We start from the raw sequence: 22,483 nt of genomic DNA, 5'->3' as shown, positions 1-22,483 counted from the left end.
CTTACCCATGACGTTCCTTTGGGAGAGGGTGTTGCACTTGAGTTTAGAGACCGCCGTTACTTTTCTTTGGGCCAGCAAAGAAAAGTGACTCGGGCCCTTTAGGGGCCGAAAGCTCCGAAAGCGCCGCAGGCAACGCCCCAACACCACGACATACACAGCTGAGGCGAGACGCTAATTCAGGCCCCACGATGAGAGCTCAGTGCACCGCGTGACCCGACGACATCATCGCCGCCGGGTCCATCGGCACCGGCTGTTCCAGCAGCAGCCGCTCGATGTCGTACCCGGCATCTGCCCATGCATCGAGGCCGCCCAGCAGCGGACGTACCTTGCGATACCCCTGCACCAGCAGCCCCTTTGCTGCTTTCGCGGCAGAAACCTCATTCGGGCAGCTGCAGTAGATCACCACTTCCTGATCGATCGGCACTTGATGCAGCTCTTGATCGATGCCGCTCAAGCTGGCCATCAACGAACCCGGAATGATGCGATTGTCGACCAGCCGCGAAGCCTGCGAGCGTACGTCCACGACGACCGGTGCCTTGCCGTCTTCCATTAACCGGTGCAGTTCATCCACCGTGATACGTGCAAGGCGCAACGACAACAACAGGCGCTTGCGCTGCCACCATTTCACCAGCACGTAGGCAATCAGCAACGCGAACAGGCACTCCACGGTAACGGTACCGGCACCGGCCAGTACAAACAGCACGCGGTCGATCTGCTGCGAAAAGGCGTAACCCAGTCCCACGATTGCACCGATCCAGATCAGCGAACCCAGCCCGTCGAAGAACACGAATACCAGCGGTCGCAACCTCATCGCCCCCATCAATGGCGGCGCGATGGTGGAAAGACCCGGCACGAATTTGGCGATCAGCAAAATCCGCCCGCGCCAGCGCTGGAAACGCAACTCGGATTGCTTGACGCACGAATCGGGTGACAAGGAAATACGGCACAGCGTGCGCATCACCGATGCGCCAAAACGGCGACCCGCCAAATACCAGGCGATGTCGCTGATCAGGCACGCGAGCAGCGCCACCAGGATGACCGAGCCCAACGGCAGCTTGCCAATGGAAGACAGCGCCCCTGCCACGACCAAGGTCGGCACCGCCGGCAACGGCACCCCCGCCTGCTCCACCAATACGTTGAGGAAGACCAGCAGTAAGCCGTATTCGGCAATCAATTCGACGATGGCGTGCGTCACCGACAGAACCTCGTTGAGGACGACTGCATCGTTGGGGTTGGCGAACGTAATTGCAAGGTGAATAGAGGGGGAAATGCGGCCAAAACGCCGCTTGCTGCACGCAACTACCGCCCCTGCTTGCAGGGGAGGTAGTTGTATCCGCGGTACACGAAAACCCGGCCGTTGCTCACACCCGGCCGGGCAATCACCGTCAGCTCGATTTGGCCTCGTTCTCAGCCAGCAGAAAGCGGAAGATCAGTCCACCCGCTGCGCCACCGAGCAGTGGCACCACCCAGAACATCCACAATTGCTGAAGCGCCCAGGTGCCCTGGAACACCGCCACGCCGGTACTGCGCGCGGGATTCACCGAGGTGTTGGTTACTGGAATGCTGATCAGATGGATCAGCGTAAGCGCCAGGCCGATCGCCAGCGGACCGAAACCGGCAGGCGCACGGCGATCCGTGGCGCCGTGGATCACGATCAGGAACATGGCGGTGAGCACAAATTCGCTCACGATGCAGGCTTGCAGCGAATAGCCGCCCGGCGAATGTTCACCGTAGCCGTTGGAGGCGAAGCCGCTGGCCGTGGCATCGAAACCGGCCTTCCCGCTGGCAATCACGTACAGCACCGCTGCCGCAACAATCGCCCCAATCACCTGCGCAACGATGTAGGGCACGACGTCCTTGCCGCTGAAGCGTCCACCGAAGAACAACCCCACCGTTATCGCCGGATTGAAATGCGCCCCGGAAATGCCTGCACAGGCATACGCCATGGTGACTACGGTAAGGCCGAAGGCCAGCGCCACGCCGGCAAAACCAATACCTAGATTCGGAAAGGCCGCGGCCAGTACTGCGCTGCCACAACCACCGAGCACCAGCCAAAAGGTGCCGAAGAACTCCGCAAAGAGTCTTTTGAACATAATCGTCTCCAATCTTGAAATGATGAGCGAACCCGCTACGTCTTTCTTTGTTGCGACGCCTTACGTCCCCTTGCACCACGCATGCGCATCCCAGCACATGCCATGGATAAGGTCGTAATACCACGGCGCCTGCTTCGACGAAAGTGGGCGTCACGAGCACCAGCCTAAGGCTTGCCATGCCCTTGCTGCGATTGGCCGCGTTCCCGCAAAAAGGTCCGGACATGCATAACAACGACGAAGCGGAAATCCTGCAAAGCTGGTATCGCAACGCGGAGGCGTGAACGCATGCTGTGCGCGATGGCCTTATCGAAGGCCGGCGACTGATCACCGATCAAGCCATTGTCGAAGCCGTGCTCGATACGCACCCGCGCTCGGTGCTGGATTTAGGTTGTCGCGAAGGCTGGTCGGTGCACGCATTGTCGGCGCACGATATTGAATAGATCAGAGCATTCCTAGCATGCTCAATACAAAAAACGGGATGCGCCACCTTGCAGTGACGCATCCCGTGTGGTTTGCAAGGCACGCTACGTATGCAACGGCCTTAAGCGCAGATTAGAGCGCCGCGTCCTTGAGCTTCTTCAGCGGACGGATCTTCACCTTCACGGTGGCGGGCTTGGCAGCGAACCACTGCTCTTCCTTCGTGAAGGGGTTGATGCCCTTGCGCTTCGGCTTGGCCGGCACATTGACAGCGGTGATCTTCAGCAGACCAGGCAGGGTGAACATGCCGGCGCCCTTCTTATGCACAGACGCGTGCACAACACCTTCCAGTGCGGACAGAACGCCACGCACATCCTTGGACGCAAGACCCGTGGTTTCCGCCAGATGCGCAACCAGGCCGGACTTGCTCAGTGCATCCTTGATCGGCTTCGGAGCCGCGGCGGCCTTAGCCGTTTTACCTTTTGCTGCCTTCTTTGCCATGGACTACCCCATTCGTTATTTGGATTGATTGTTGAAATGCGCCTTTCGGCGAGCGAAATGTAGGGGAAATTTGCGGCTTCGCCAACTGGTAAATGCATAAAAAGGCCAAAAAGATGCCTTCCGGCACACCTGAAAGAACGAAAACCCTAGGGAAGCAAGCTCTTTGCCAACATAAAACAGGCCACCGCTGCGATGACGGTCGCAAAAAGAACAGCAAGCGCACCGCGCAATTTGGATAGTTTTTGAGCACTCCATGCGCCCAGCCAGCCGCCTGCAATGCCTCCGGCAATGAACTCCCAAGCAATCGGCCACGCCACCCACCCGGAAGCGGCATAGTTCAACGCAGCAGTAAGCCCGAACGCTCCGACGCAGAACAGCGACGTGCCAATCGCCTCGATCATGCCCATTCCGCTGGCGAACACCAGGCCCGGCACAATCAGAAAACCGCCGCCGATGCCGAAAAAACCAGCAAGACCGCCCGCGCCAAATCCTGCGATACCCAGCCGAAAAAACATGTTGCGATGCGGATAAGCCGCGCCGTCGTGCACGCGTCTGCGACGCAACATCAGTAGGGCGATGGTCAGCATCAACAGCGCGAACAGCACCAGCAACAGTCGGCCGTCCATCATTTTGCCCAGGCTCGATCCCAAATACGCACCGACGACACCCGCGACGGCGAATGCGAACGCGGCGCGCCAGCGCACATGGCCAGCTCTGGCATGCGGTATCAGGTTGGCAAAGGCATTGGCTGACACGGCGAGTGCGCTGGTGCCAATCGCGCGATGCGGATCATGCAGACCCACGACGTACAGCAGCAACGGCGTGGCGAGAATCGAACCGCCACCACCGATCAGCGCCAGCGAAAAGCCGACCAGCGATCCGCACAGGACGGCGAGCAGGTCATGCAAGGGAAGCAAAGGTGCGCCTCGTGGTCGCTGCGGACAGGCGTGCATTAAACCGTATTCCAGGGCCATGCATCACACCCTGGTCCCTCCCCTACTTCAGAGTCCGCATGAAATTCCCACGGATGTTCCTGTGCGCGCTGAGCATGATCCTGATAGGCCAGAGTATCCACGCAGATCCCATACCGGGATCGCTGGATATGCACTGGAGTCCTGGCGCGCCCGATTGCAAGCAGATGTCGCAGCCGACTTTGCAGGTGCATCGCTACGACGAACACACTTACATCTTGCGCGAGAACCCCTGCGCAACGTACGAAGCGCCTTTCATGTATCTGCTGATTGGATCAAACCGTGCGTTGTTGATCGATACCGGCGACGTGGCCGAGCCGAAACAGGTGCCGCTCGCGCAAACGGTGATGGATCTTCTGCCCGCCGACGGCGCATCGAAGCTGCCGCTGCTGGTGGTGCACACCCATGGGCATCTGGATCATCGTCGTGGCGATGCGCAATTCCAGTCGCTGCCCCACGTGCAAGTCGTGCAGACCGACCTGGAGCACGTAAAGCAGTATTTCGGCCTGAACAACTGGCCTCATGGCATGGCGCATATCGACCTTGGCGACCGAGTCATCGACGTGCTGCCCACGCCCGGGCACTACCCATCGCATCTATCTTTCTACGACCGCAACACCGACTTGTTCTTTTCCGGCGACTTTTTCATGCCAGGGCGCCTGATCATCGACAACGCCGCAGACGACTTGGCCAGCGCGCAACGCGTGGCCGATTTCGTGAAAGACCGCCCTGTCACTGCAGTGCTGGGTGGGCACATCGAATTGAACGCGCAGGGTGATACGTTCGATTTCGGATCCACCTATCACCCAAACGAACATGTTCTGCCATTGAGCAAACAGGATCTACTGGCGCTGCCTGCACGTATTGCCAAGTACAACGGCTTCTATACCCAGGACGGCATGTACATCATGTTCAACCAGTTTCGTGTATTGGGTGCGCAATTGGCGGCTTTCATCGTGGTGCTGGCTACCATCATCACCTTGCTATGGCGTTATCTGCGTCGACGAAAGCAGCTGCGGCTCGCGCGGGCATAATCAATAAAGCGTGTGTAGGTAGGAGTTTGCATCCCAACCTACGCGGCGATGGAAACGGTTGCTGCTTGTGCAGGCATGACGTCGAGTAGACGCGCCTTTCATTCTGCTCTCACCGATGCTGCCGTAAAAACAACAACGCCCGTACAAGCGTCAGGGAGCATACCGGGCGCCGTGGTGGCCGCCTCCTAACCAGCAGATGGGACACCGCGTTTACGAATGTGAGTGGTACGTCCCCAGGATTTCATCCCATGCATGATGAGCAGAAGACCGCAGCCAAAACGCCTGGCAACGATGCGCTCGCTACAAAGCGTGCGCCGGTGAGCGTGGTGGTTCCTTGCTTCCGCTGCGCAGCGACCATTGATGATGCAGTCGCTTCAATCTCCGCGCAGACACTGCTCCCCGCCGAAGTCTTGCTGGTGGAGGACGGCAGTGGCGATGGCACGCTTGCAGCACTGCACCGGGTTGCCGCTGCCCATGAAGACGGCTGGATCAAGGTGATTGCACTGGCAGACAACGGTGGCCCATCGCGCGCGCGCAATATCGCATGGGAGCAAGCCACACAGACTTACATTGCATTCCTCGATGCCGATGACACATGGGGGCCGCATAAGCTGGAACTGCAAATGGCTGCGCTGGAAGCAGATCCCTCCATTGCGCTGATCGCCCACAAGATGGTCGTGCGCCCGCGTGGAACACCCATTCCCGAGTTGCAGGAGCCGATCCAGACGCACATCATCGGACGAGGCCGCTTGCTGTTTCATAACCCCCTTCCGACTGCCTCAGTGATATTGCGCCGCGACCTACCGTTTCGCTTCGATCCACAGGTCTGGTACTCCGAGGATTACCTCCTGTGGTCGCAGATTTTGTTTTCAGGTCATCGCTGCGCGAAGATCGACCAGATCCTGGGGATTTGGAACAGACGTAATCCTGGCCAACGTGGGCTCAGCGATGATTTCATGGCAGTCCACCGAGCCCGTCGTGTCATGCGCCGCAGGCTCTGGCGCGAGGGCTTCATCAGCTTGCCCGAATACCTGTTCGCGCGCGCTGTGGGCTTAGCAGCCCGCGTACGCCGCATGTTGTTCAAGCCCCCCAGGCCTGCACCTGGGGCCAACGTCAAGAGAGTTGCTGCGCACCGCTGAGTTGCGCGTACACGTAGAATCCCAGCATCGCGTTGTGTGCTTACATGGCAATGCTGGGATTGACATCTCAATCTCAGCCTACGTGAAGTTATCGGCATGCATGGGTAGAAATCGCCTTAATGGGATTTCATGTCGTCGTGCATGTCATGCTGGTCATGGCCCATATCCATGTCTTCATCCGGCGGCGCCTTGGCGACGATGTCCTTGTATTGCGCCGGCGTCATGCCGTGCAGTTTCCGCACGAACGCAACGATGCTCCAGATAGTGTCGTCGTCGTGCGTGGCGCCCCAGGCAGGCATGGCCGTCAGCTTGATGCCGTGCTTGATAATCCAGAATGCCTCGCGCGGATCAAGCTGCTCTTCACCCAGCACGGGTGGCTTGGGATAGAGGCCGGAGCGAAGTTCCGAATCGTGTGTGCCAGGTGCGAGATGGCAGCCCGTGCACATGGCTGCGTACTGGCCAGCGCCTTTCAAGATCAAAGCAGGATCGTCCAGATTCGGCACGCTGATCGATTGCGCGTGATGCTCGATCGAACGGTCCCTTGTCATGGTCAGGAATCGATACGTAAGCGGCCAATGCGGCACGTCCGCGCCGATGTTGTAGTAGCCCGAGCAAGCATAGGCGTAACCCAGCACTGCCATAACCACGATAACTACAAGCGTACTGATGAGTGTTCTCATGACCTTCCCCTAAAACCAAAAACGAACACCGGCAACGAATTGCCGATCGAAAACAGGTTCGCGGTTGATGCGAGCGAACCCGGCTGTCGTACCAAAGCCGCGGGACCACACCACACCCACATAGGGTGCGAATTGCCGCGTGATTTCGTAGCGAAGGCGCAGCCCCAGTTGCGCATCTGACACGCCGCCACCGATGCGCTGCGTTGCATCATCTTTGCTGTACAGATTAATCTCGAACTCCGGCTGCAGCATCAGGCGCTGGGTGAACCGCAAGGTGTATTCCGCGCGCCCGCGTGCAGCCACGCGGCCTGCATCGCTGAGATAGCCCGTCGCTTCCAGTTCCACCCAGTACGGGGCCAGCCCTTCCAGGCCAAACGCGGCCCAGTTGCGATGCGTACCCTCGCCAAGATCGTGCCGGATGCCCAGCTGCGTGCTCCAGAACGCGGATACGGCGTGGTTCCAAAATGCCTCGACGTCGCCATCGTCGATGCGTCCCCGGCTACCCTCCCCTTCGCTGCGCAACCAGAGCTTGTCACTGTCATCGCCGTACCAGGCTTCGGCTTCCCACCTCGGACCGTTGCCGTCATAGCCGTGGGTGAATTCCAGTTGATCGACCAGCAGCATGCCGTAGGCGGCTTGATCGTTCATGTCCATGCTGTGCATGGCGGGCGGTGGCTCATCGTGCATACGCATCGCGGACATGTCCTGTGCCGCGCTCACGCAAGGTATGCCCAAAATTGCGAACACCAGCCACGCGTATCGCGGTCGTGCATGAATCCGTCGTTTCATGCCACCACCACCTCGCGGAACATGCCCGCTTCCATGTGAAACAACATATGGCAGTGATAGGCCCAGCGGCCGGGGTTGTCGGCGGTGATCGCATAGCTGATCTGCTGCGCCGGCTGCACGTTGACGGTGTGCTTGCGCATCTGGAAATGGCCATCCGCATTTTCCACCTCGCTCCACATGCCATGCAGATGGAGCGGGTGATGCATCATGGTGTCGTTGATGAGTACGAGGCGCAGCCGCTCGCCGTGCTTGAAGCGGATCGGCTCGGCATCGGAAAATTTCACGCCATCGAACGACCACATGTAGCGCTCCATATTGCCGGTGAGGCGCAGCGTGATGTCTCGCTCTGGTTCGCGCGGATCGATCGGGCCGCCGATGGTGTGCAGATCGGCATACGTCAGCACGCGTCGTCCGTTATTGCGCAAGCCCGCGCCGGGATCATCCAGATTCGTGCGCGGATTCGCCACGCGCATATCCACACCCGGCTCCGTCTTCAGTTTGGTGGGCGCGGCAGGTGCGTGATCGTGCATCATCATGCCTGGCATATCCTGCATGCCCTGCATGGAATTCATGTCATGCATGCCGCTGTGCGCATGCGAAGACATGTCGCCCATCATGTCCTCCATGCTCAACCATAGGCGTTGATCCATCGCCGGTACCTCCGCCTCCACGCCGTAGCGCGTTGTCAGCGTGCCGCGTGCATAACCGCTGCGATCGATCGACTGCGCGAACAAGGTGTAGGCACGATCGTCCTGCGGCTCGACGATGACGTCGTAGGTTTCGGCCGGCGCGATGCGGAATTCATCCACCGACACCGGCTCCACATCCTGGCCGTCAGCGCTGATCACGCTCATCTTCAGGCCCGGAATGCGCACATCGAAGATCGTCATGCCGGAGCCGTTGATGATGCGCAATCGCAACTTCTCGCCTGGACGGAATAGCCCGGTCCAGTTGCCCGCCGGCGTTTGGCCGTTCATCAGGTACGTATACGTATAGGCGCTGACGTCGCTGAGATCGGTGGGATTCATGCGCATGGCGTTCCACATTTTGCGCATGGCGAAAGCTTCACGCAGCCCCACGCGATGCGCGTCGTGAATGAAGTCCGCCATCGTCGGCTGGGCCGTGTTGTAGTAGCCGCTGTTTTTCTTCAGGCGCGCGAAGATGCTGGCCGGGTTGTCGTCACTCCAATCGTTGAGCACCACCACGTAATCGCGATCGGCCACCACACGTTCGCGCCCTTGCGGTTCGATGATCAACGCACCGAGCAGACCGGTCTGTTCCTGGTAGCCCGAATGGGCGTGATACCAGTAAGTGCCCGATTGCCGCACGTGAAACTGATAGACAAAGGTTTCGCCGGGCGAAATACCGTCGAAACTGATACCGGGCACACCATCCATGTTGAAAGGAAGCACGATGCCGTGCCAATGGATGGAGGTCGGTACATGCAATCGGTTGGTGACACGCAGGCGAACCTGGCTGCCTTCCTTCCAGCGCAAAACGGGACCAGGCAGGCTGCCATTCACCACCGTGGCGATGCTGGGCGTACCGGTGAAATTGACCGGCATCTGGGCAATGTCTAGCGCGAAATCCGTACCACTGAGCACCGGACTGGAAAGATGATCGGCCGCGCGCACCGGCCGCAGCAGGCCCAATGCGGCGGCCGTGCCGCCCAAGGCAAGACCTTGGACGAATCGCCGCCGCGACAGATCGACCGCGGATGGCGGGTAAAACGTATGCATGCGATAACTCCTTGCGAAGCGAGACAGCCCGACCTGCAACTACGTGCAGCCGAGCAGCTAGTTAGTCGCCATCAAACCGCTGGCGGTCGCAAGGGAGGAATAAGATCAGGCGTCGGTGCGTCGACATCACGCGTCGGCACATGGATATCAGCCAACCGCACAGGGCCGAATAACGCTGGCACAGAAGGAAGCAGCACGCTGCCGCACATGGCATCGCAATGGCACGCCGGATGCGCGGTGTCACCACAGCAGTGATCGACGTGGTGGCCATCTGTGACCATCGCATCGACGTGCATGTCGTGGCCCATCATCATCGAAGTCATGCCGGCAGCGGCGTGCACCTCGCCTCCCATCGCAGCAGTCGAAGCGGCCGGCAAGGATACCGTCATCAACAACCATGCAAGCAAAGCCGTCACGCGCAGAAAGCGTGAGGCGGCGAAGCGGTGCAGGGAAAACAACGGAGACATGTGCGCAAGCTTATGACCGACGCGTTGCGGCAGCAACTCTGGAGTAGGTCCAGGTTTGCGCGGAATTGCTTGTGCCTACAGGCAGAGGCGCTCACTTCACCACGTTGGCCTGGCTGTAACCCATGTACAGGCCGATTTTGTCGCCCGCCTTCAAGGTCGTCATGGAGGCCAGAGGAAAGTGCACCCGCAGCGCCATGCCTTCGGCCATCACGTCCACGATGCCCGTCTTGGGATCGGCGCTGGTCACCGTGGCCGGCATGGTATGCGTGCCGTGCATGTTGACCATGTCATGGGTTTGGGTGGTGTGCGTCATGTGCACGCCGGCATCCTGCCCCGTGCTGGGCATGGAGCCGGGCGGTGGTTGCCGTGCACGCAAACAACCATACGCACGGCGGAAGAAACGAACGTCTGATGAAGTTCACACGCTTGCTTGCTCCCTCGCGAGAGTCACGTACCGATGCAATCGAGTATGCATGCGCAGATGTTCAGATAGTCTCAAGGATTCATGCTGGTGCTGACTCGCTACAACAACACGCAGCGTAAGCCCCTCTCCCTTCGGGAGAGGGATTGGGGTGAGGGTGCGAACAGCGCGTGATGCAAATACTTGTGTAAAAACTCAACATCATGCTTCGCCCGAACCCTCACCCGCCTCTCGGCATCCTCTCCCGAAGGGAGAGGGATTCACTAAGGATGTTTCGTCGTGAAAACACCCGTGCGCAAAACGTGTATAACTCTTCGATCCGGACATCTGGTTTTTCACACTCCATGACTTCCCACGGCATCCACGTCATCGACACCGGCTTCGTCCGCCCCCGCTTCGATGCGGCCTATCTGCTGGTCCACAACGGCCACGGCGCCTTCATCGACTGCGGCACCAACCACTCCGTGCCGCGGCTGCTCGGTGCACTTGACGATGCCGGCATCGACGCATCGCGTGTGGACTGGTTGATCCTCACCCACGTCCATCTCGACCACGCTGGTGGCGCCGGCGAACTGATCGCGCGGTTACCGAACGCACGCCTGCTGGTGCATCCACGCGGAGCACGGCACATGATCGATCCTTCGCAGCTATGGGCCGGTGCGATGGCGGTGTATGGCGAGGAAGTGATGGAGCAGTCTTACGGACGTCTTCGCCCGATCGCCGCCGAACGTGTAGCGGAAGCACCGGATGGGCATGTGTTGGATTTTCATGGCCGCCGCTTGCGCTGCATCGATACACCCGGCCATGCGAAACATCACATGGCTATTTACGACGAGCAGGCCAACGTGTGTTTTACCGGCGATACCTTTGGGCTTTCGTATCGCGAATTCGATACTGCGCAAGGCGCCTTCATTCTTCCAACTACCACACCGGTGCAGTTCGACCCGGAGGCGTTGCATGCTTCGATTGAGCGATTGCTGGCGCTGAAGCCTGAGGCGATGTATCTCACGCATTTCGGTCGTGTAGAAAATGTGGAGCATTTGGCCGGCAAGCTGCATGAATTGATCGATGCGATGGTTGACGTCGCGCGCCAAGCAAAGGATTCAACCGACCGACATGCGCGACTTGTTCATGAGCTGACACAGCTTTATGCGGTACATACGGCCGCACATGGGTGGCCCGGTGATCGCGAAGCGCTGGTGCATTGGCTGGGGACGGATATCGAGCTCAATGCACAAGGGCTCGGAGTGTGGCTGGATCGCGCGTAGGTTGGGTTAGCGCAGCGTAACCCAACAATGCCGCTCGAATATGTTGGGTTACGCTGCGCTAACCCAACCTACGAGATGGCCTAGAGGTAAAAATGCTGCGTCTTACGACGCACATAACCCATGCGCTCTTAAAACGGATGCGACACATCGCGCAACACGTTGGTGCATACACAGAAGGTGTCGAAGTCGAGCACGCATGCCTTGCGCAGGGTCAGCGCTATGTCAGGCGAGCCTTGTTCCATTGGGCACTGGGCGTTCGATGGCGGTGATGACCACGCCTTCCTCGGTGTGAAAGCCGGTCAACAGGAATTGTGAACGAAAGGGGCCGATCTGCTTTTCCGGAAAATTGATGACGCCGACGATCTGTCGACCGACCAGCAATTCGGGTGTATACAACGCCGCGATTTGCGCACTGGTTTTGCGCTCGCCATAGGGGCCGAAATCCGCCCATACTTTCCACGCCGGCTTGCGGGCTTCGGGGAACGGTTCCACGCGGGTAATGGTTCCCGCCACGATCAGCACTTTTTCAAAATCCGCCCAGCTGATTTCTGTCGCAGCCGTTTGCTTGTTCATCCTTCCAGACTCGTCTTGAACCAATCGTTGAATTGCTGCCACCAGTAGTTACCTTGCGCTGCCAGCAAACCAAAGGGCTTGTACGCGCGGGCGAGGCCGTAGTCGCCGAATTGCTTCCAGCCTTCATCGTCCTGGGCAATAGCCGCTGCCAGCAGTTCACCCGCCGCACACGTGGGCGCCAAGCCGTGACCACCGAATGCCTGCGCCCACCACAAGCCTTGGCCGTCCGTGCCGATCTGCGGCATCTGGTGGCGCGCGTAACTCATCAGACCCGACCACGCATAATCGACGCGCGCGTCTTTCAGCGCGGGAAAAACACGCAGCATGTCGCGCATCAACACTCGCCGCACGGCGGACGCGGAGCGGTTTCTGATCGAAATCCTCCCACCCCACAGCAGCCGGCGATCCGGCAAGGGCCGGTAATAGTCGAACGCGAACCGCGTGTCGTAAACGGCGGCGCGCGTTTGCAGGCATTCGTCGAGACGTTCGTCAAGCGGCTCGGTCACCATCACGTAGGTCGCAATGGGCAGCACGGCGCGATCGATCTGTCGCCGCAAGCCCGCCAGATAGCCGCCGCACGCGAGCACAACCTGCTCTGTCTGCAGTTCGCCTTGCGGTGTGCTAATACGCCAATAGCCGCTGTCACGGCGAAGGCGCCAGACGTCGCTGTTTTCGTGCACGCGCACGCCTTGTTGAGTCGCGGCCGCGGCCAGCCCGACGGCATAGTTCAGCGGATGCAGATGCAATGCGTTGCGCTCATAAAGCCCGTCGTAATAGCGCTCGCTGCGCACCAGTTCGCGCAATTCTTCTTGCGACAACCACTCCCAATGCACGCCGTAATGGTCGGCGAGCAGGCGCTGGCGTTTGCGTAATACGTTTGGATCGCGAAACCAGTTCGCCCAGATCACGCCTTGATCAACCATGTCGCAAGGAATGGCGTAACGCGTGACGCGTTCGCGTATGCGCTGCACGGCGGCAGTGGTGAGGTCGAAGATGCGCTTTGAACGCTCCGCGCCCAGCTGATGGTGCAGTGCCTCCTCGCCCAGCGAATAACCGCCGAACACGAACCCGCCATTGCGGCCGGATGCGCCAAAGCCGACCTGTTCGCGCTCCAGTACGACGACATCGCGCACACCACGTTCGGCCAAGCCCAATGCCGTATTCAGCCCGGCAAAGCCGCCACCGATGATCGCCACGCGCGCTTCCTGGCGCCCCTGCAGTGGCGCATAGGGTTCATACGGCGCGGCAGTAGCGCGGTAATAGGAAGGAACCGGAGGTTGCTTCATGAATGGGAAAAACCGGGCGGTTTCAACTGCCGAGCATAACGCAGATCAGTGGGAGTTCTTAGTCAACCAAAGTCACGTCCAAAATGCGCTGATCGGCGAGCCCGTGGTCGTCGACCACGCGCACGGTGAAACGCCCCGCGCCATGGGGTTGCCAGTACAGTAATTCGCCGGGAGCGCTGCGGCCGATATAGGCATCGTCGACGAACCAGTACAGCGTGCGTACGCTTGCATCGTTGGTCGCGGTGAAAGGAATGCGCTCCTCGGCCAGTTGCTTCAGGCGCAAGGTATAGGTGCTGCCGCGCAAGGGCGAGGTTATGCGTGGCGGCGCACCGCTTATGCGCTCGTTGTCGTTGCATGCCTCATTGACGGGAGGTTTCCGGCGCGGCATCCCGGCTTGCTCGAACACACGCTGCAGGTCCGAAGGCCAGAACTCATACACCTCCACGTGCGTGCGCTTGTCGTCGAACGGTGGACAGGCGGCCTTGCCGGTCACGTCGTCAATCACTACCGGACGATAGATGGTATCGACGCGAATCGGCGATTTGCCTGGGATGAACCAGCTCATGCCGCGCTGCGGACACCACTGGGTGGGCAGATTGCCGCTGGCCAGGCAGATCTGCACACGCCGCAGGTTTGACGGCATGGCGCGGATGGGTTCGTTCAACGGTACGTGTTCGGCGCGCAACGCATCGATGACCTGGAAGAACAGCGGCGCCGCCGCATCGATACCAACAAAGGCCGGATTGCCGGCACCGTCGAAATTGCCGACCCACACCACCAGCACGTAAGGACCGAAGCTGCCTGCCGTCCACGCATCGCGGAACGCCCAGGACGTACCTGTTTTCCAGTACACCGGCAGGCGGGTTCCCTGCATGTCTGCCGCATCGTCAGGTCGCGGGTTCTGTCGGAGAATGTCCATCACCATGTAGCTGGCTTCGTCGCTGAGCAGGCGCGTTCCATCGGGCTGTGGATCATCTGTGCGCAAGCGCAAGGGACGCAGCACGCCACGATTGGCAAGCATGGCGTAGAGACCTGCCAGCTCCTGCATGGTGACTTCGCCGCCACCGAGCACCAGCGACAAGCCGTAATGCTGCTCGCTGGCCAGGCGGCTGACGCCGGCCTGCTGCAGGAAATCGTACAGACTGGGTTGATGCAGTTGCGAAGCTACCCATACCGCGGGGATATTGCGGCTGCGGATCAACGCCTGCGTTGCAGTGATCGGCCCGAGAAAGTTGCCGTCGAAGTTCTCAGGCGTATACGGGCCGAAGGCAGTAGGCACATCGCGCAACACGGTTTGCGCATGCAACACGCCTTGATCGAAACCCAGTGCGTAGATGAAAGGTTTCAGCGCCGAACCGGGCGAGCGTTTCGCCAGCGTGCCGTTCACCTGGCCTTGGATGGCTGGATTGCGGTAGTCAGCGGAGCCCACCATCGCCTTAATGCCCATGTCGCGCGTGTCGACCAGGATCGCTGCGGCGTTGGCGATGCCGCTGGATGCCCTGCGCTTGACGTACAGCGCGATCTGACGCTCCAGGATGCGCTGCAGATCGAGATCGAGCGTGGTGGTCACCACGGCGTTTCGCGCTTCGCCATTCAACGCCTGCGCGGATAGAAGCTGTTCGACAGCATGTGGCGCTTCAAACGGTAGACGGCTGAGCGGCCTGAGGGTAAGCGGCAACGCGAACAGCGGTTTCAAGCCGGCATCCTGCGGATGCGTTGTCAGCCAAGCCTCGTACAGACGATTACGCTGATCAGCCAAGCCGCTGCTGATCAGCGCACTGCCCGCACCCTGCACGGCCAGCAGACGGCGCGAGGGATTCTGTGGAATCACCGCGAGCGTCAATGCTTCCGGCAGCGAAAGCTGGCTGGCCGGCTTGCCGAAATACACCAGGCTTGCAGTGGCAACGCCCTGTACGTTGGAGCCATAAGGAGCGAGGTTGAGATACGCCTCCAGTATCTCGCGCTTGGAATAGAACAACTCCAGTTGCACCGCGCGCGCGATCTGGCGCAGCTTGCCCAGCGGAGTGCGTGAATTGAGCCCCCATAGCAATCTCGCGAGCTGCATCGTGATGGTGGAGCCGCCCTGCGGTGCACCGTGCCGGACGTAGGTGATCCATGCACCGCGCAGCAAGCCGTACGGATTGACGCCGGGGTGCCAGCGGTACCAGCGATCTTCATGCAGCAGCACGCCATCGACCAGTTGCGGCGAAATGTCTTTCAGTGGAACCCACAGGCGATATTGCTGGTCGCTGGCAAGCGTCAGGCGAAGCAAATGTCCCTTGCTGTCGTACACCGCGGTGGATGAAGGCAGCCAGCTGCGCAATGGTGGATGCGGCCACAAGCGGCAGCCTGCCAGCACCGCAAGCAACAGCAGTGCTGCGACGAGCCAGTTTTGCCAGCGTGCGATCCAGCGCAGCAGGGCTTTGCCGAAGAGCAGCCCCCTCTCCCCTCCGGGGAGAGGGTCGGGGTGAGGGGCCAACCTTGCCCGAAGTCTATCTAAAACCAAAATCAAAATCCGTTTTGCTCGCACTGATAAGTTTTCCGGCAAGCCTTGTCCCCTCACCCCAACCCTCTCCCCGAAGGGGAGAGGGAGTAATGCCCTCGCGCTTACGGCTTCTCTGCCACCTTCAACGACACCCCACCTGCCGAGCGTGCCTGGAAGGTGCGGTCATACAGCGACTCTGCATAGGCCGGCGGCACGGCAAACGTACCCGCGTTCGTGGCGCGTATGCGATATACGAACTCGCGCACGTCCGGTGTAGCCACGCCGTAGATCACTACGCGGTCCTCGCGGATATCCGCGTATTCCGGGCGCCAAGTTGATTGCGACAAGCCGACGGGCGAACGCCATGCCGGCGGGGCGCTGGTGTTGCTATCGCTCCCGCTGTTATCGGTTGCGTTGCCACCGCTGTTCGAATTGTCGCTGGAGCTGTCGCTGCTCTGCGCAGTATTCACTGCCGGCGGCGGTTCGATCACCGGTTCGAAACCGCCGGGCAGCAGATCAACGATCGCGACGTTGCCGATCGCATCATTGCCCGTTGCGCGGATCTTCACATGCACATCGATCTCCTCGCCCAACGTCACCGCGTCCAAATGCTTGCCTTGCGTATCGGTGTACTCGCGCACGATCTCGATGCCGTTGGCGATAGCCTTGTCCGGCTGCACGCGGTCGTAGCCGCTTTGGCTGGCGACGCGCCACGCCGGCAGACTGCTCTGGTTGAGGAAACGCAGCTTGGTCGCCGTGGCATCCCAGCTGCCCGCTTGCAGCAGGTTGCCTTGCACGCTGGAGATTGTCTTGGTGCTGCCATCGGCATGCACTTCCTGGATACCCAACTTGTCCAGCTCGGCGCCGGTTTGGCCGGCGTAGCCATCCAGCGCCAGGATCGTCATCGAGGAAGAAAGCGTGTTGTAGTTGTAGTGCGCCAACGGCCAGGCGATGTTTTCGAATACGCGCGCCGGCAGCGCTTTCGCGCGTTCCGGGAAATGCTTCGACAACAGGTAGAGCACGCTCGCGTCACGTACCAGGGGATCGTAGTAGTAGCTGTAGGCGTATCCGTCATCGGCCTTTGAACGCGTCAGCACTTGCTCGGGACCGGCCATCAGGCGATTGGCTTCATCGTCTTGCTTGAGCAGCTTGTAAGAAGCAGCCAACCACGCTGAGGCCAGATCGTTCTTCCAGACTTTCGGATAAGCCTCTTGTAGGCGCTTCTGGATCGAAGCCAACGCATTCGTGGTGACATTGCCCTGGCGTGTCAGCAGATACGCCGCATAGGCGCGCTGGCGGAGCTTGTCCAGCGAATCCATACCCTCGTCGGCGGCAAGCTGCTGCAGGTACTTATTGCCGGCATCGATCATATCTTGCGGCACAGGTGTGCCGCGGTCGCGCGCTTCGAGCAGGAAGTTCATCACGTAGTCCGATACGAAGGGCTCCGAATCGGGCGTGGCCGCCCACAAACCGAAGCCGCCTTCGCTGTTCTGGCGCGAGTGCAGCACGTCCAGCAGCTTGGCGATCGCCTCGTCATTGCTGATCTTCTTGGCGTCTTCGCCGCCGAAGGCCGGTTGCAAAGCGTGCGCAAAGACCGGCACCTGCGGCCACTTGGCCACGATCAGGCGCGGCATCGCCATGCTCACGACTTGCTCGCTGCAGTAGTGCTGATAGTTGACGAGATAGCTGGTGATGCCCTGTGCGAGCACGATCGGTAGCGGAGAGATTGCCGCATCGCGTGCTGCGTAGGCGTCGAACATCTGCCGCAAAGGCGAGACCTCCGACTGACTGCGCGTAAACACCTGGCCGACATCGACTTGAGTGCGATACGCCGAGGCGGGCCGCACAGACACATCCACCGCTTGTTGCGCGGACTTGCCTGCATAAGCCGCCGCAAAGGCGAGGTGGCCAGAACCAAGCTTGTCAGTGGCTTTGACGCGGAACTTCACTACGCCTTCGTGCATTTCCGCCAGGCTTACATTCTGCGTAGCCGCACCGACGACCTGCAATTGCGGCCCAGTTTGCAGCGTTACCGCCACCGGCACCTGCTTGCCACCCAGACCCGTGAGGTTGTTGGCAACGCCAACGCTCACTTCGGTTTCGTCACCGGGTGCAAGCGTGGTCGGAGCATTCGGCGAGAGCACGAAATCGCCGCGTACGGTCGTGGCGCCTTCAAAGGTGCCGACGCGATCCGGCGAAACAGCCACCGCCATCACGCGCAGTTTGCCGTTGAAGTAGTCAGGCACGGTGTAAGTGAAATCTTTATCGCCATCCACATCGACGATGCCCGACCAGAACACGACCGGCTTGTCGCGCTTGCGCTTGAACGGATTGAGCTGACGGCTGATCGCCGCATCCGCATCACCGCCAGGAGCTGCCGCAAGAGCCATCAGCTTTTCGAAATCCGGCAGGATCAGATCGAGGATCTGCGACGTTTGCACTTCAAGCATCTTCTTGCGGAAGAAGAACTTCAGCGGATCGCCGAGCTTGTAGCGCGCCACCTGCAGAATGCCTTCATCCACGGCAAACACCACCGCTTTGGTCGGATGCTCCGCATGCAGCTTGAAAGTGACGGTATCGCCCGGTTTCACCAGGTCGGGTGAATCGACCTTGACCGCATCCCGGCGCGCATCCAGATTCACCGAGAACGGCACCACGCCGTAGCTCAACGGGCTCATGAAAATTTCATCCGACGAAGGATCACGGATGAACTGCACGTTGATGTAGCCGTTGCCTTCGAAGTCTTTCGGGATGGTGATTTGCTGCACCGAGCTAGTGGTGTCCGCGTGGAACCACGCGTGCGCATACACTTTGTCGCGCTCGATGGTGATCAGCCCACTGCCTGCATAAGGCGCGCGGATGGAGATATTGACGGTATCGCCAGGGTTGTAGTCGGCCTTCTCTAGGTTGAGCTGCAGTTCCGCGTTGCGATCAAGCGAGCGCGAGAGATTGGCATCGCCCGCCACCGAATAGCCGACGCGATTCACTTCCACGCGATCGCTGCCGCGCAGGATAACCAGCGCGTAATTGCCCGGCTTGTCGGTGGGCAAGGTGTAGTCGAGACCGCCGGCCGGAATGCTCAACGGCTGTTCGTTGATCTGGATTTCCTTGAGCTTGGATTCGTATTTGTAGACACCCGAATCCTGTTTGGTGAGCACGGACACGTAGCGTCGTTCGATCAACTGCGCCTTGAGCCCGTCCAGCTTCATCGACTTGGCCTGCGGATCGATCGCCACCAGATGCACTTTGCGCACAGCATTGCGACTGATGTAATCGAGCGTGTCTTCGCTGCGATAGCCGACCAGCCAATCGTTGCTGGACACTAGTGTTTGCGTGGCAGCCGCCACGCTGCGACCACCTTCGGGCTCGTGCGCTTTGACCAGGAAGTACAGCTGATAGGTCGCATCGGCGTACTTCTTCAGGTCGAGATCGAATTCGGCATGGCCTTTGTCATCGGTCTTGCCGTCTTGCAGTGCTTCGTCGTAACCGTCCTTGGCGCGATGCACATCGTAGAAGTGGTAATCGGGCCAACTGCGGAAAGCCGGCCACGCCGGACGCAGTGTCAACGACGCTTCGACGCGGCGATCCGCGGCCGGCGTGCCGAACAAGTTCTGCGCATCGACCAGGCCTTTGAGTCCAACAGGCTTTACCCAACCTTCGGTGACCTGGCTGGACAGCTTCGCCGTCACTTTCATGCGGTCGGGTTGGAACTCCTTCACTTGCACGGTGGTGTTGCCGATCTGCGTATCGGCCTTGCCGTCGCGCACGATGTACAAGTTCACCGTCCACGTGCCGGTGGGCGCGGTTTCGGCCGGTGTGTAGCTCAGCTCGCCGAAACCGGAATCGTCCATCTTCAACGGCATCTGCTTCACGGTGACGCCGCGCGGATCGACCATTTCGGCCTGCAGCGGAATGCCGGCGACATTGCGCAGCCAACTGGCAGCCCTCACGATCAAGCCGATGTGGATCTCATCGCCCGGACGATAGATGCCGCGGTCGGAGAACAGATACGCAGACAGCGTGCCTGGATTGACGGCGCTGGCTTCGCCACCGATGTCGAAGCGCGAGTAATCGAGTTGTCGATCGCTGCCACCGATTGGCAGGAACGACAGGTCATCCGCTTTCTTGACGACAAAGAGCGCTGGACGTTTCTCGCGATCCAATCCTTTGAAGGTGGGGAAATGCACCACGCCATCGGCGCCGGTGTCCTGCGCAAACAGCGTTTGACCGTTGACCGCAAGCACCGAGACGTTCGCGCCCGCGACCGGTTGACCGGTGCGAATGGATTGCACGAAGACGTCCTGGCTGCCATCCAGCGCACGCTTCACCAGCATGCCGAGGTCGGTGACGACGATCAGGCGGCTGTCCTGTGCGGAGGGGCCGGATTCGCCTTCACCCTCACCCGCTTCATCGCTGGGCATGTCGCTGGAGGTTGATGCAGAAGTATCCGTATCAGGATCGGGGTCCGGCTGTGCACCCGCAGGCGGCGGCGCAATGCCCTGCTTTGCACGCGCCTTGGCCTTGGCCGCTTGCTCAGCCTGTTTCTTGGCCTGCGCCGGATCGAAATCGTACAGATGCAGCAGAAATACGCCGCGCTTGCCAGACTGCAGGTATTGACCGAGGTCGACACCTTCGTAATGCGCATGCGCAGGATCGCCCGACGGGAACGCACGCTTGAGTTCAAAGCGGTCGACGATGTGTTCTTCGGTGAAATCGTAGGGAAGCTGCGGATGCTTGTAATCGCCTTGATTCAGGCTGACCAGGTGCTGCAACTGGTCCGGCAACACACGGCCGATCTGCAAGCGCATGCCTGCCATGTTGCGCGACACGACCGAAACGCGCTTGCTGCCGCTGAGCGAAAGCAACGAACCGTCGGCCATGAAACGCAGGAGCTTCGGATAATCCGGTACGGTGATCACCGCGCTCGTCGGCTTGCCAAGCACATAACCGCCGAAGGATTTCAGCCCCTTGTCCACGCGCACGTAGATGCGCTGGCGCGGATTGGCGTGGAATTTGAAGCTTTGCAGCGCTTGGTAGTCGTTTTCCGTGGGCACGACTTCGAGCGGGAGCTTCTGCGATTTGCGCAGGGTATCGTCGCCGACTTCATCAGCGCTCCAGGGATACGTGGCGGGTTCCTCGTTATCCTGGTTGCTCTGATTGTCTTGGCCGTCTTGGTTATCTTGACCGTCCTGGCTCTCTTCCTGATCGCCGCGAGCGGCCTTCGGATTGTGCTCCGGCAGTACCCATGCGTGCACCAGACCGGCGAGGTCGCTATCGCGCACGGCGCCGCTCATGTTGATCACCAGCACCTGCTCGGGCTCGTATTTGTCGTTGTCGACAAGCGTTGGGCTAACGTCATCGACGGTAAGGCTGTACAAGCCTGGCACGCGCACGCTGGTCTTCAACTCGGCATCGGTACCGTTGCCACCGCGAGCGCTGCGCACGCCGCTGTCGAGCGTGAGCGACACGGCGCCGTCATCGCGCGGCAGATCCAGTGGCTGCGAGTGGATCCACGCGTGCAGCTTGTATTGATCGTAGGTGACGCTGTACTTCAACGGTGTTGCGGAATGATCGGCCTGCCCGGCAAGGCTCAGCGCAACGCGCTTTTCTAGCTGAGCGGGATCGACCGGATAATTGAAGTCGACCGGGATGATGGTTTTCTTGGCGGTGGGATCCTGCGGATCTTGATAGAACTCGCCCTTACCCAGCACCGCCTTGAAAGGCTGGGTATCGAACTCGAAATGGTCGTCGGCCATCAGCACGTGATGGGCGAAGGCCTTAGGAATGTCGAAGCGAATTTTGTAGTGCTGCCCGACCGGCCAGTCGGCGGCCGGCGTGAAGCGCAGCGTCTTGTCGTCCACCCAGGTCCACTGGCCGTTCGTTTGCGGTTGCATGACGATACCATCGGTCACTGGCTTGCCCACCAGTTCGATGGGCGCGGCGGATGCCGAGAACTCGACTTCCAACGGATGGATCACTATCGGCTGCTTGGTGTAATCGGTGACGTCCGGTGCATCGACCTTCCAGGTGATGCGCACGGGTTCATGAGGACGCGGCCGATGCTTGTACCAGTGCCAACCGAACCATCCACCGCCCGCAAGCAGCGCAACGGCAGCAGCAATGCCCAACGAATGCAGGGGACGCCTTCGCACCCCATGCATCCATCTGGGTGCGGACCAGTTCACTTGACCGACCAGCGGGCTTAGCAGCCATCCCAGCGCGGCAAGCACGCCGCGCAGCAGCCGTACTGGAAGCAAAAGCAGAAACCGCAGCAAATCCATAATGCGTCCTGTGTTCAATCCGTTAGGTAACCTGGCCGTTTGCCGGCCAGGCGTTCTTCAATTCGCGGGGAAGCCTTATGCGGACGGCATAAAGCTGGGTAAGAACGAGATTCCCCATGCATAGGCTGCCGCATGGATGTGGCAGCTTGCAGTCACGATTCTGGCACGATCCGGTGCGGGCGTGGCAGGCGCGAGGCGCGGACGTGCACATGCCTCGAAGCAGCATGGTACGCCAGTAATTACATGGACTCGCCCCCGCGCTAAATAAGGCCTCATGGGCCAGCGGTGGAGAGTAAAACTATCCACCGTTCTGTAACGAGCGAGGGCGAGTCCATGAAA

At 60.1% G+C, this 22,483-nt stretch carries 17 protein-coding genes; 4 read left to right on the top strand and 13 right to left on the bottom strand.

Features of this window, described 5'->3' with window-relative positions:
- Positions 1-196: 196 nt before the first annotated feature.
- On the bottom strand, positions 197-1,195 hold the full coding sequence (locus QQJ86_RS15020; RefSeq protein WP_284321786.1) for a DedA family protein/thiosulfate sulfurtransferase GlpE: 999 nt from the start codon (positions 1,193-1,195) through the stop codon (positions 197-199).
- A gap of 190 nt (positions 1,196-1,385) precedes the next feature.
- The gene (gene aqpZ / locus QQJ86_RS15015; protein WP_284321785.1) at positions 1,386-2,093 is read right to left on the bottom strand and encodes an aquaporin Z; all 708 of its coding nucleotides are present in this window, start codon (positions 2,091-2,093) and stop codon (positions 1,386-1,388) included.
- Between the two features lie 290 nt (positions 2,094-2,383).
- On the opposite strand from aqpZ, the gene QQJ86_RS15010 reads away from it, so the two are divergent.
- Entirely contained in the window at positions 2,384-2,533 is a 150-nt protein-coding gene (locus QQJ86_RS15010; protein ID WP_284321784.1) for a hypothetical protein, read from the top strand.
- Positions 2,534-2,645: 112 nt separating this feature from the next.
- On the opposite strand, the gene QQJ86_RS15005 is transcribed toward QQJ86_RS15010, so the two are convergent.
- Positions 2,646-3,011, bottom strand: coding sequence for an HU family DNA-binding protein (locus QQJ86_RS15005; RefSeq protein ID WP_284321783.1), 366 nt, complete (start codon positions 3,009-3,011; stop codon positions 2,646-2,648).
- Between the two features lie 146 nt (positions 3,012-3,157).
- Positions 3,158-3,964 (bottom strand): sulfite exporter TauE/SafE family protein, encoded by an 807-nt coding sequence (locus QQJ86_RS15000; protein ID WP_423372977.1) that lies wholly within the window; start codon positions 3,962-3,964, stop codon positions 3,158-3,160.
- 59 nt (positions 3,965-4,023) lie between these two features.
- Between QQJ86_RS15000 and QQJ86_RS14995 the strand changes: the two genes are divergently transcribed.
- Positions 4,024-5,016, top strand: coding sequence for an MBL fold metallo-hydrolase (locus QQJ86_RS14995; RefSeq protein ID WP_284321781.1), 993 nt, complete (start codon positions 4,024-4,026; stop codon positions 5,014-5,016).
- Between the two features lie 248 nt (positions 5,017-5,264).
- Entirely contained in the window at positions 5,265-6,155 is an 891-nt protein-coding gene (locus QQJ86_RS14990) for a glycosyltransferase family 2 protein (protein WP_284321780.1), read from the top strand.
- A gap of 116 nt (positions 6,156-6,271) precedes the next feature.
- Here QQJ86_RS14990 and QQJ86_RS14985 read toward each other — a convergent pair whose 3' ends face one another.
- The 5 genes from QQJ86_RS14985 to QQJ86_RS14965 form a co-directional block, all read right to left on the bottom strand.
- Positions 6,272-6,835: a c-type cytochrome gene (locus tag QQJ86_RS14985; protein WP_284321779.1), complete on the bottom strand. Its 564-nt coding sequence runs from the start codon at positions 6,833-6,835 to the stop codon at positions 6,272-6,274.
- A gap of 9 nt (positions 6,836-6,844) precedes the next feature.
- Entirely contained in the window at positions 6,845-7,624 is a 780-nt protein-coding gene (locus QQJ86_RS14980; protein WP_284321778.1) for a copper resistance protein B, read from the bottom strand.
- A complete protein-coding gene (locus tag QQJ86_RS14975; protein ID WP_284321777.1) occupies positions 7,621-9,363 on the bottom strand; it encodes a copper resistance system multicopper oxidase in 1,743 nt (580 codons plus the stop codon). The genes QQJ86_RS14980 and QQJ86_RS14975 overlap by 4 nt, the downstream gene beginning before the upstream one ends.
- A gap of 71 nt (positions 9,364-9,434) precedes the next feature.
- Positions 9,435-9,830, bottom strand: coding sequence for a hypothetical protein (locus QQJ86_RS14970; protein WP_284321776.1), 396 nt, complete (start codon positions 9,828-9,830; stop codon positions 9,435-9,437).
- A gap of 91 nt (positions 9,831-9,921) precedes the next feature.
- Positions 9,922-10,143 carry a hypothetical protein gene (locus tag QQJ86_RS14965; RefSeq protein WP_284321775.1) on the bottom strand — a complete coding sequence of 74 codons (222 nt, stop codon included), beginning with the start codon at positions 10,141-10,143 and terminating at the stop codon, positions 9,922-9,924.
- Between the two features lie 452 nt (positions 10,144-10,595).
- Between QQJ86_RS14965 and QQJ86_RS14960 the strand changes: the two genes are divergently transcribed.
- Complete coding sequence (locus QQJ86_RS14960) at positions 10,596-11,519, top strand: MBL fold metallo-hydrolase (protein ID WP_284321774.1); 924 nt, start codon at positions 10,596-10,598, stop codon at positions 11,517-11,519.
- A 222-nt stretch (positions 11,520-11,741) separates the two neighbouring features.
- Here QQJ86_RS14960 and QQJ86_RS14955 read toward each other — a convergent pair whose 3' ends face one another.
- The 4 genes from QQJ86_RS14955 to QQJ86_RS14940 all read right to left on the bottom strand — a co-directional run bounded on the left by QQJ86_RS14955 (position 11,742) and on the right by QQJ86_RS14940 (position 22,144).
- Positions 11,742-12,092, bottom strand: coding sequence for a tRNA-binding protein (locus QQJ86_RS14955; protein WP_284321773.1), 351 nt, complete (start codon positions 12,090-12,092; stop codon positions 11,742-11,744).
- Positions 12,089-13,378, bottom strand: a complete 1,290-nt coding sequence (locus QQJ86_RS14950) for an NAD(P)/FAD-dependent oxidoreductase (RefSeq protein ID WP_284321772.1) — start codon at positions 13,376-13,378, stop codon at positions 12,089-12,091. The genes QQJ86_RS14955 and QQJ86_RS14950 overlap by 4 nt, the downstream gene beginning before the upstream one ends.
- A gap of 58 nt (positions 13,379-13,436) precedes the next feature.
- Positions 13,437-15,857, bottom strand: a complete 2,421-nt coding sequence (pbpC, locus tag QQJ86_RS14945; RefSeq protein ID WP_284321771.1) for a penicillin-binding protein 1C — start codon at positions 15,855-15,857, stop codon at positions 13,437-13,439.
- 128 nt (positions 15,858-15,985) lie between these two features.
- On the bottom strand, positions 15,986-22,144 hold the full coding sequence (locus QQJ86_RS14940) for an alpha-2-macroglobulin family protein (RefSeq protein WP_284321770.1): 6,159 nt from the start codon (positions 22,142-22,144) through the stop codon (positions 15,986-15,988).
- Between the last annotated feature and the right edge of the window lie 339 nt (positions 22,145-22,483).

Source organism: Dyella acidisoli (assembly GCF_030160295.1).
Taxonomy (GTDB): domain Bacteria; phylum Pseudomonadota; class Gammaproteobacteria; order Xanthomonadales; family Rhodanobacteraceae; genus Dyella_B; species Dyella_B acidisoli.
This window is presented reverse-complemented; position numbering and strand designations above follow the sequence as displayed.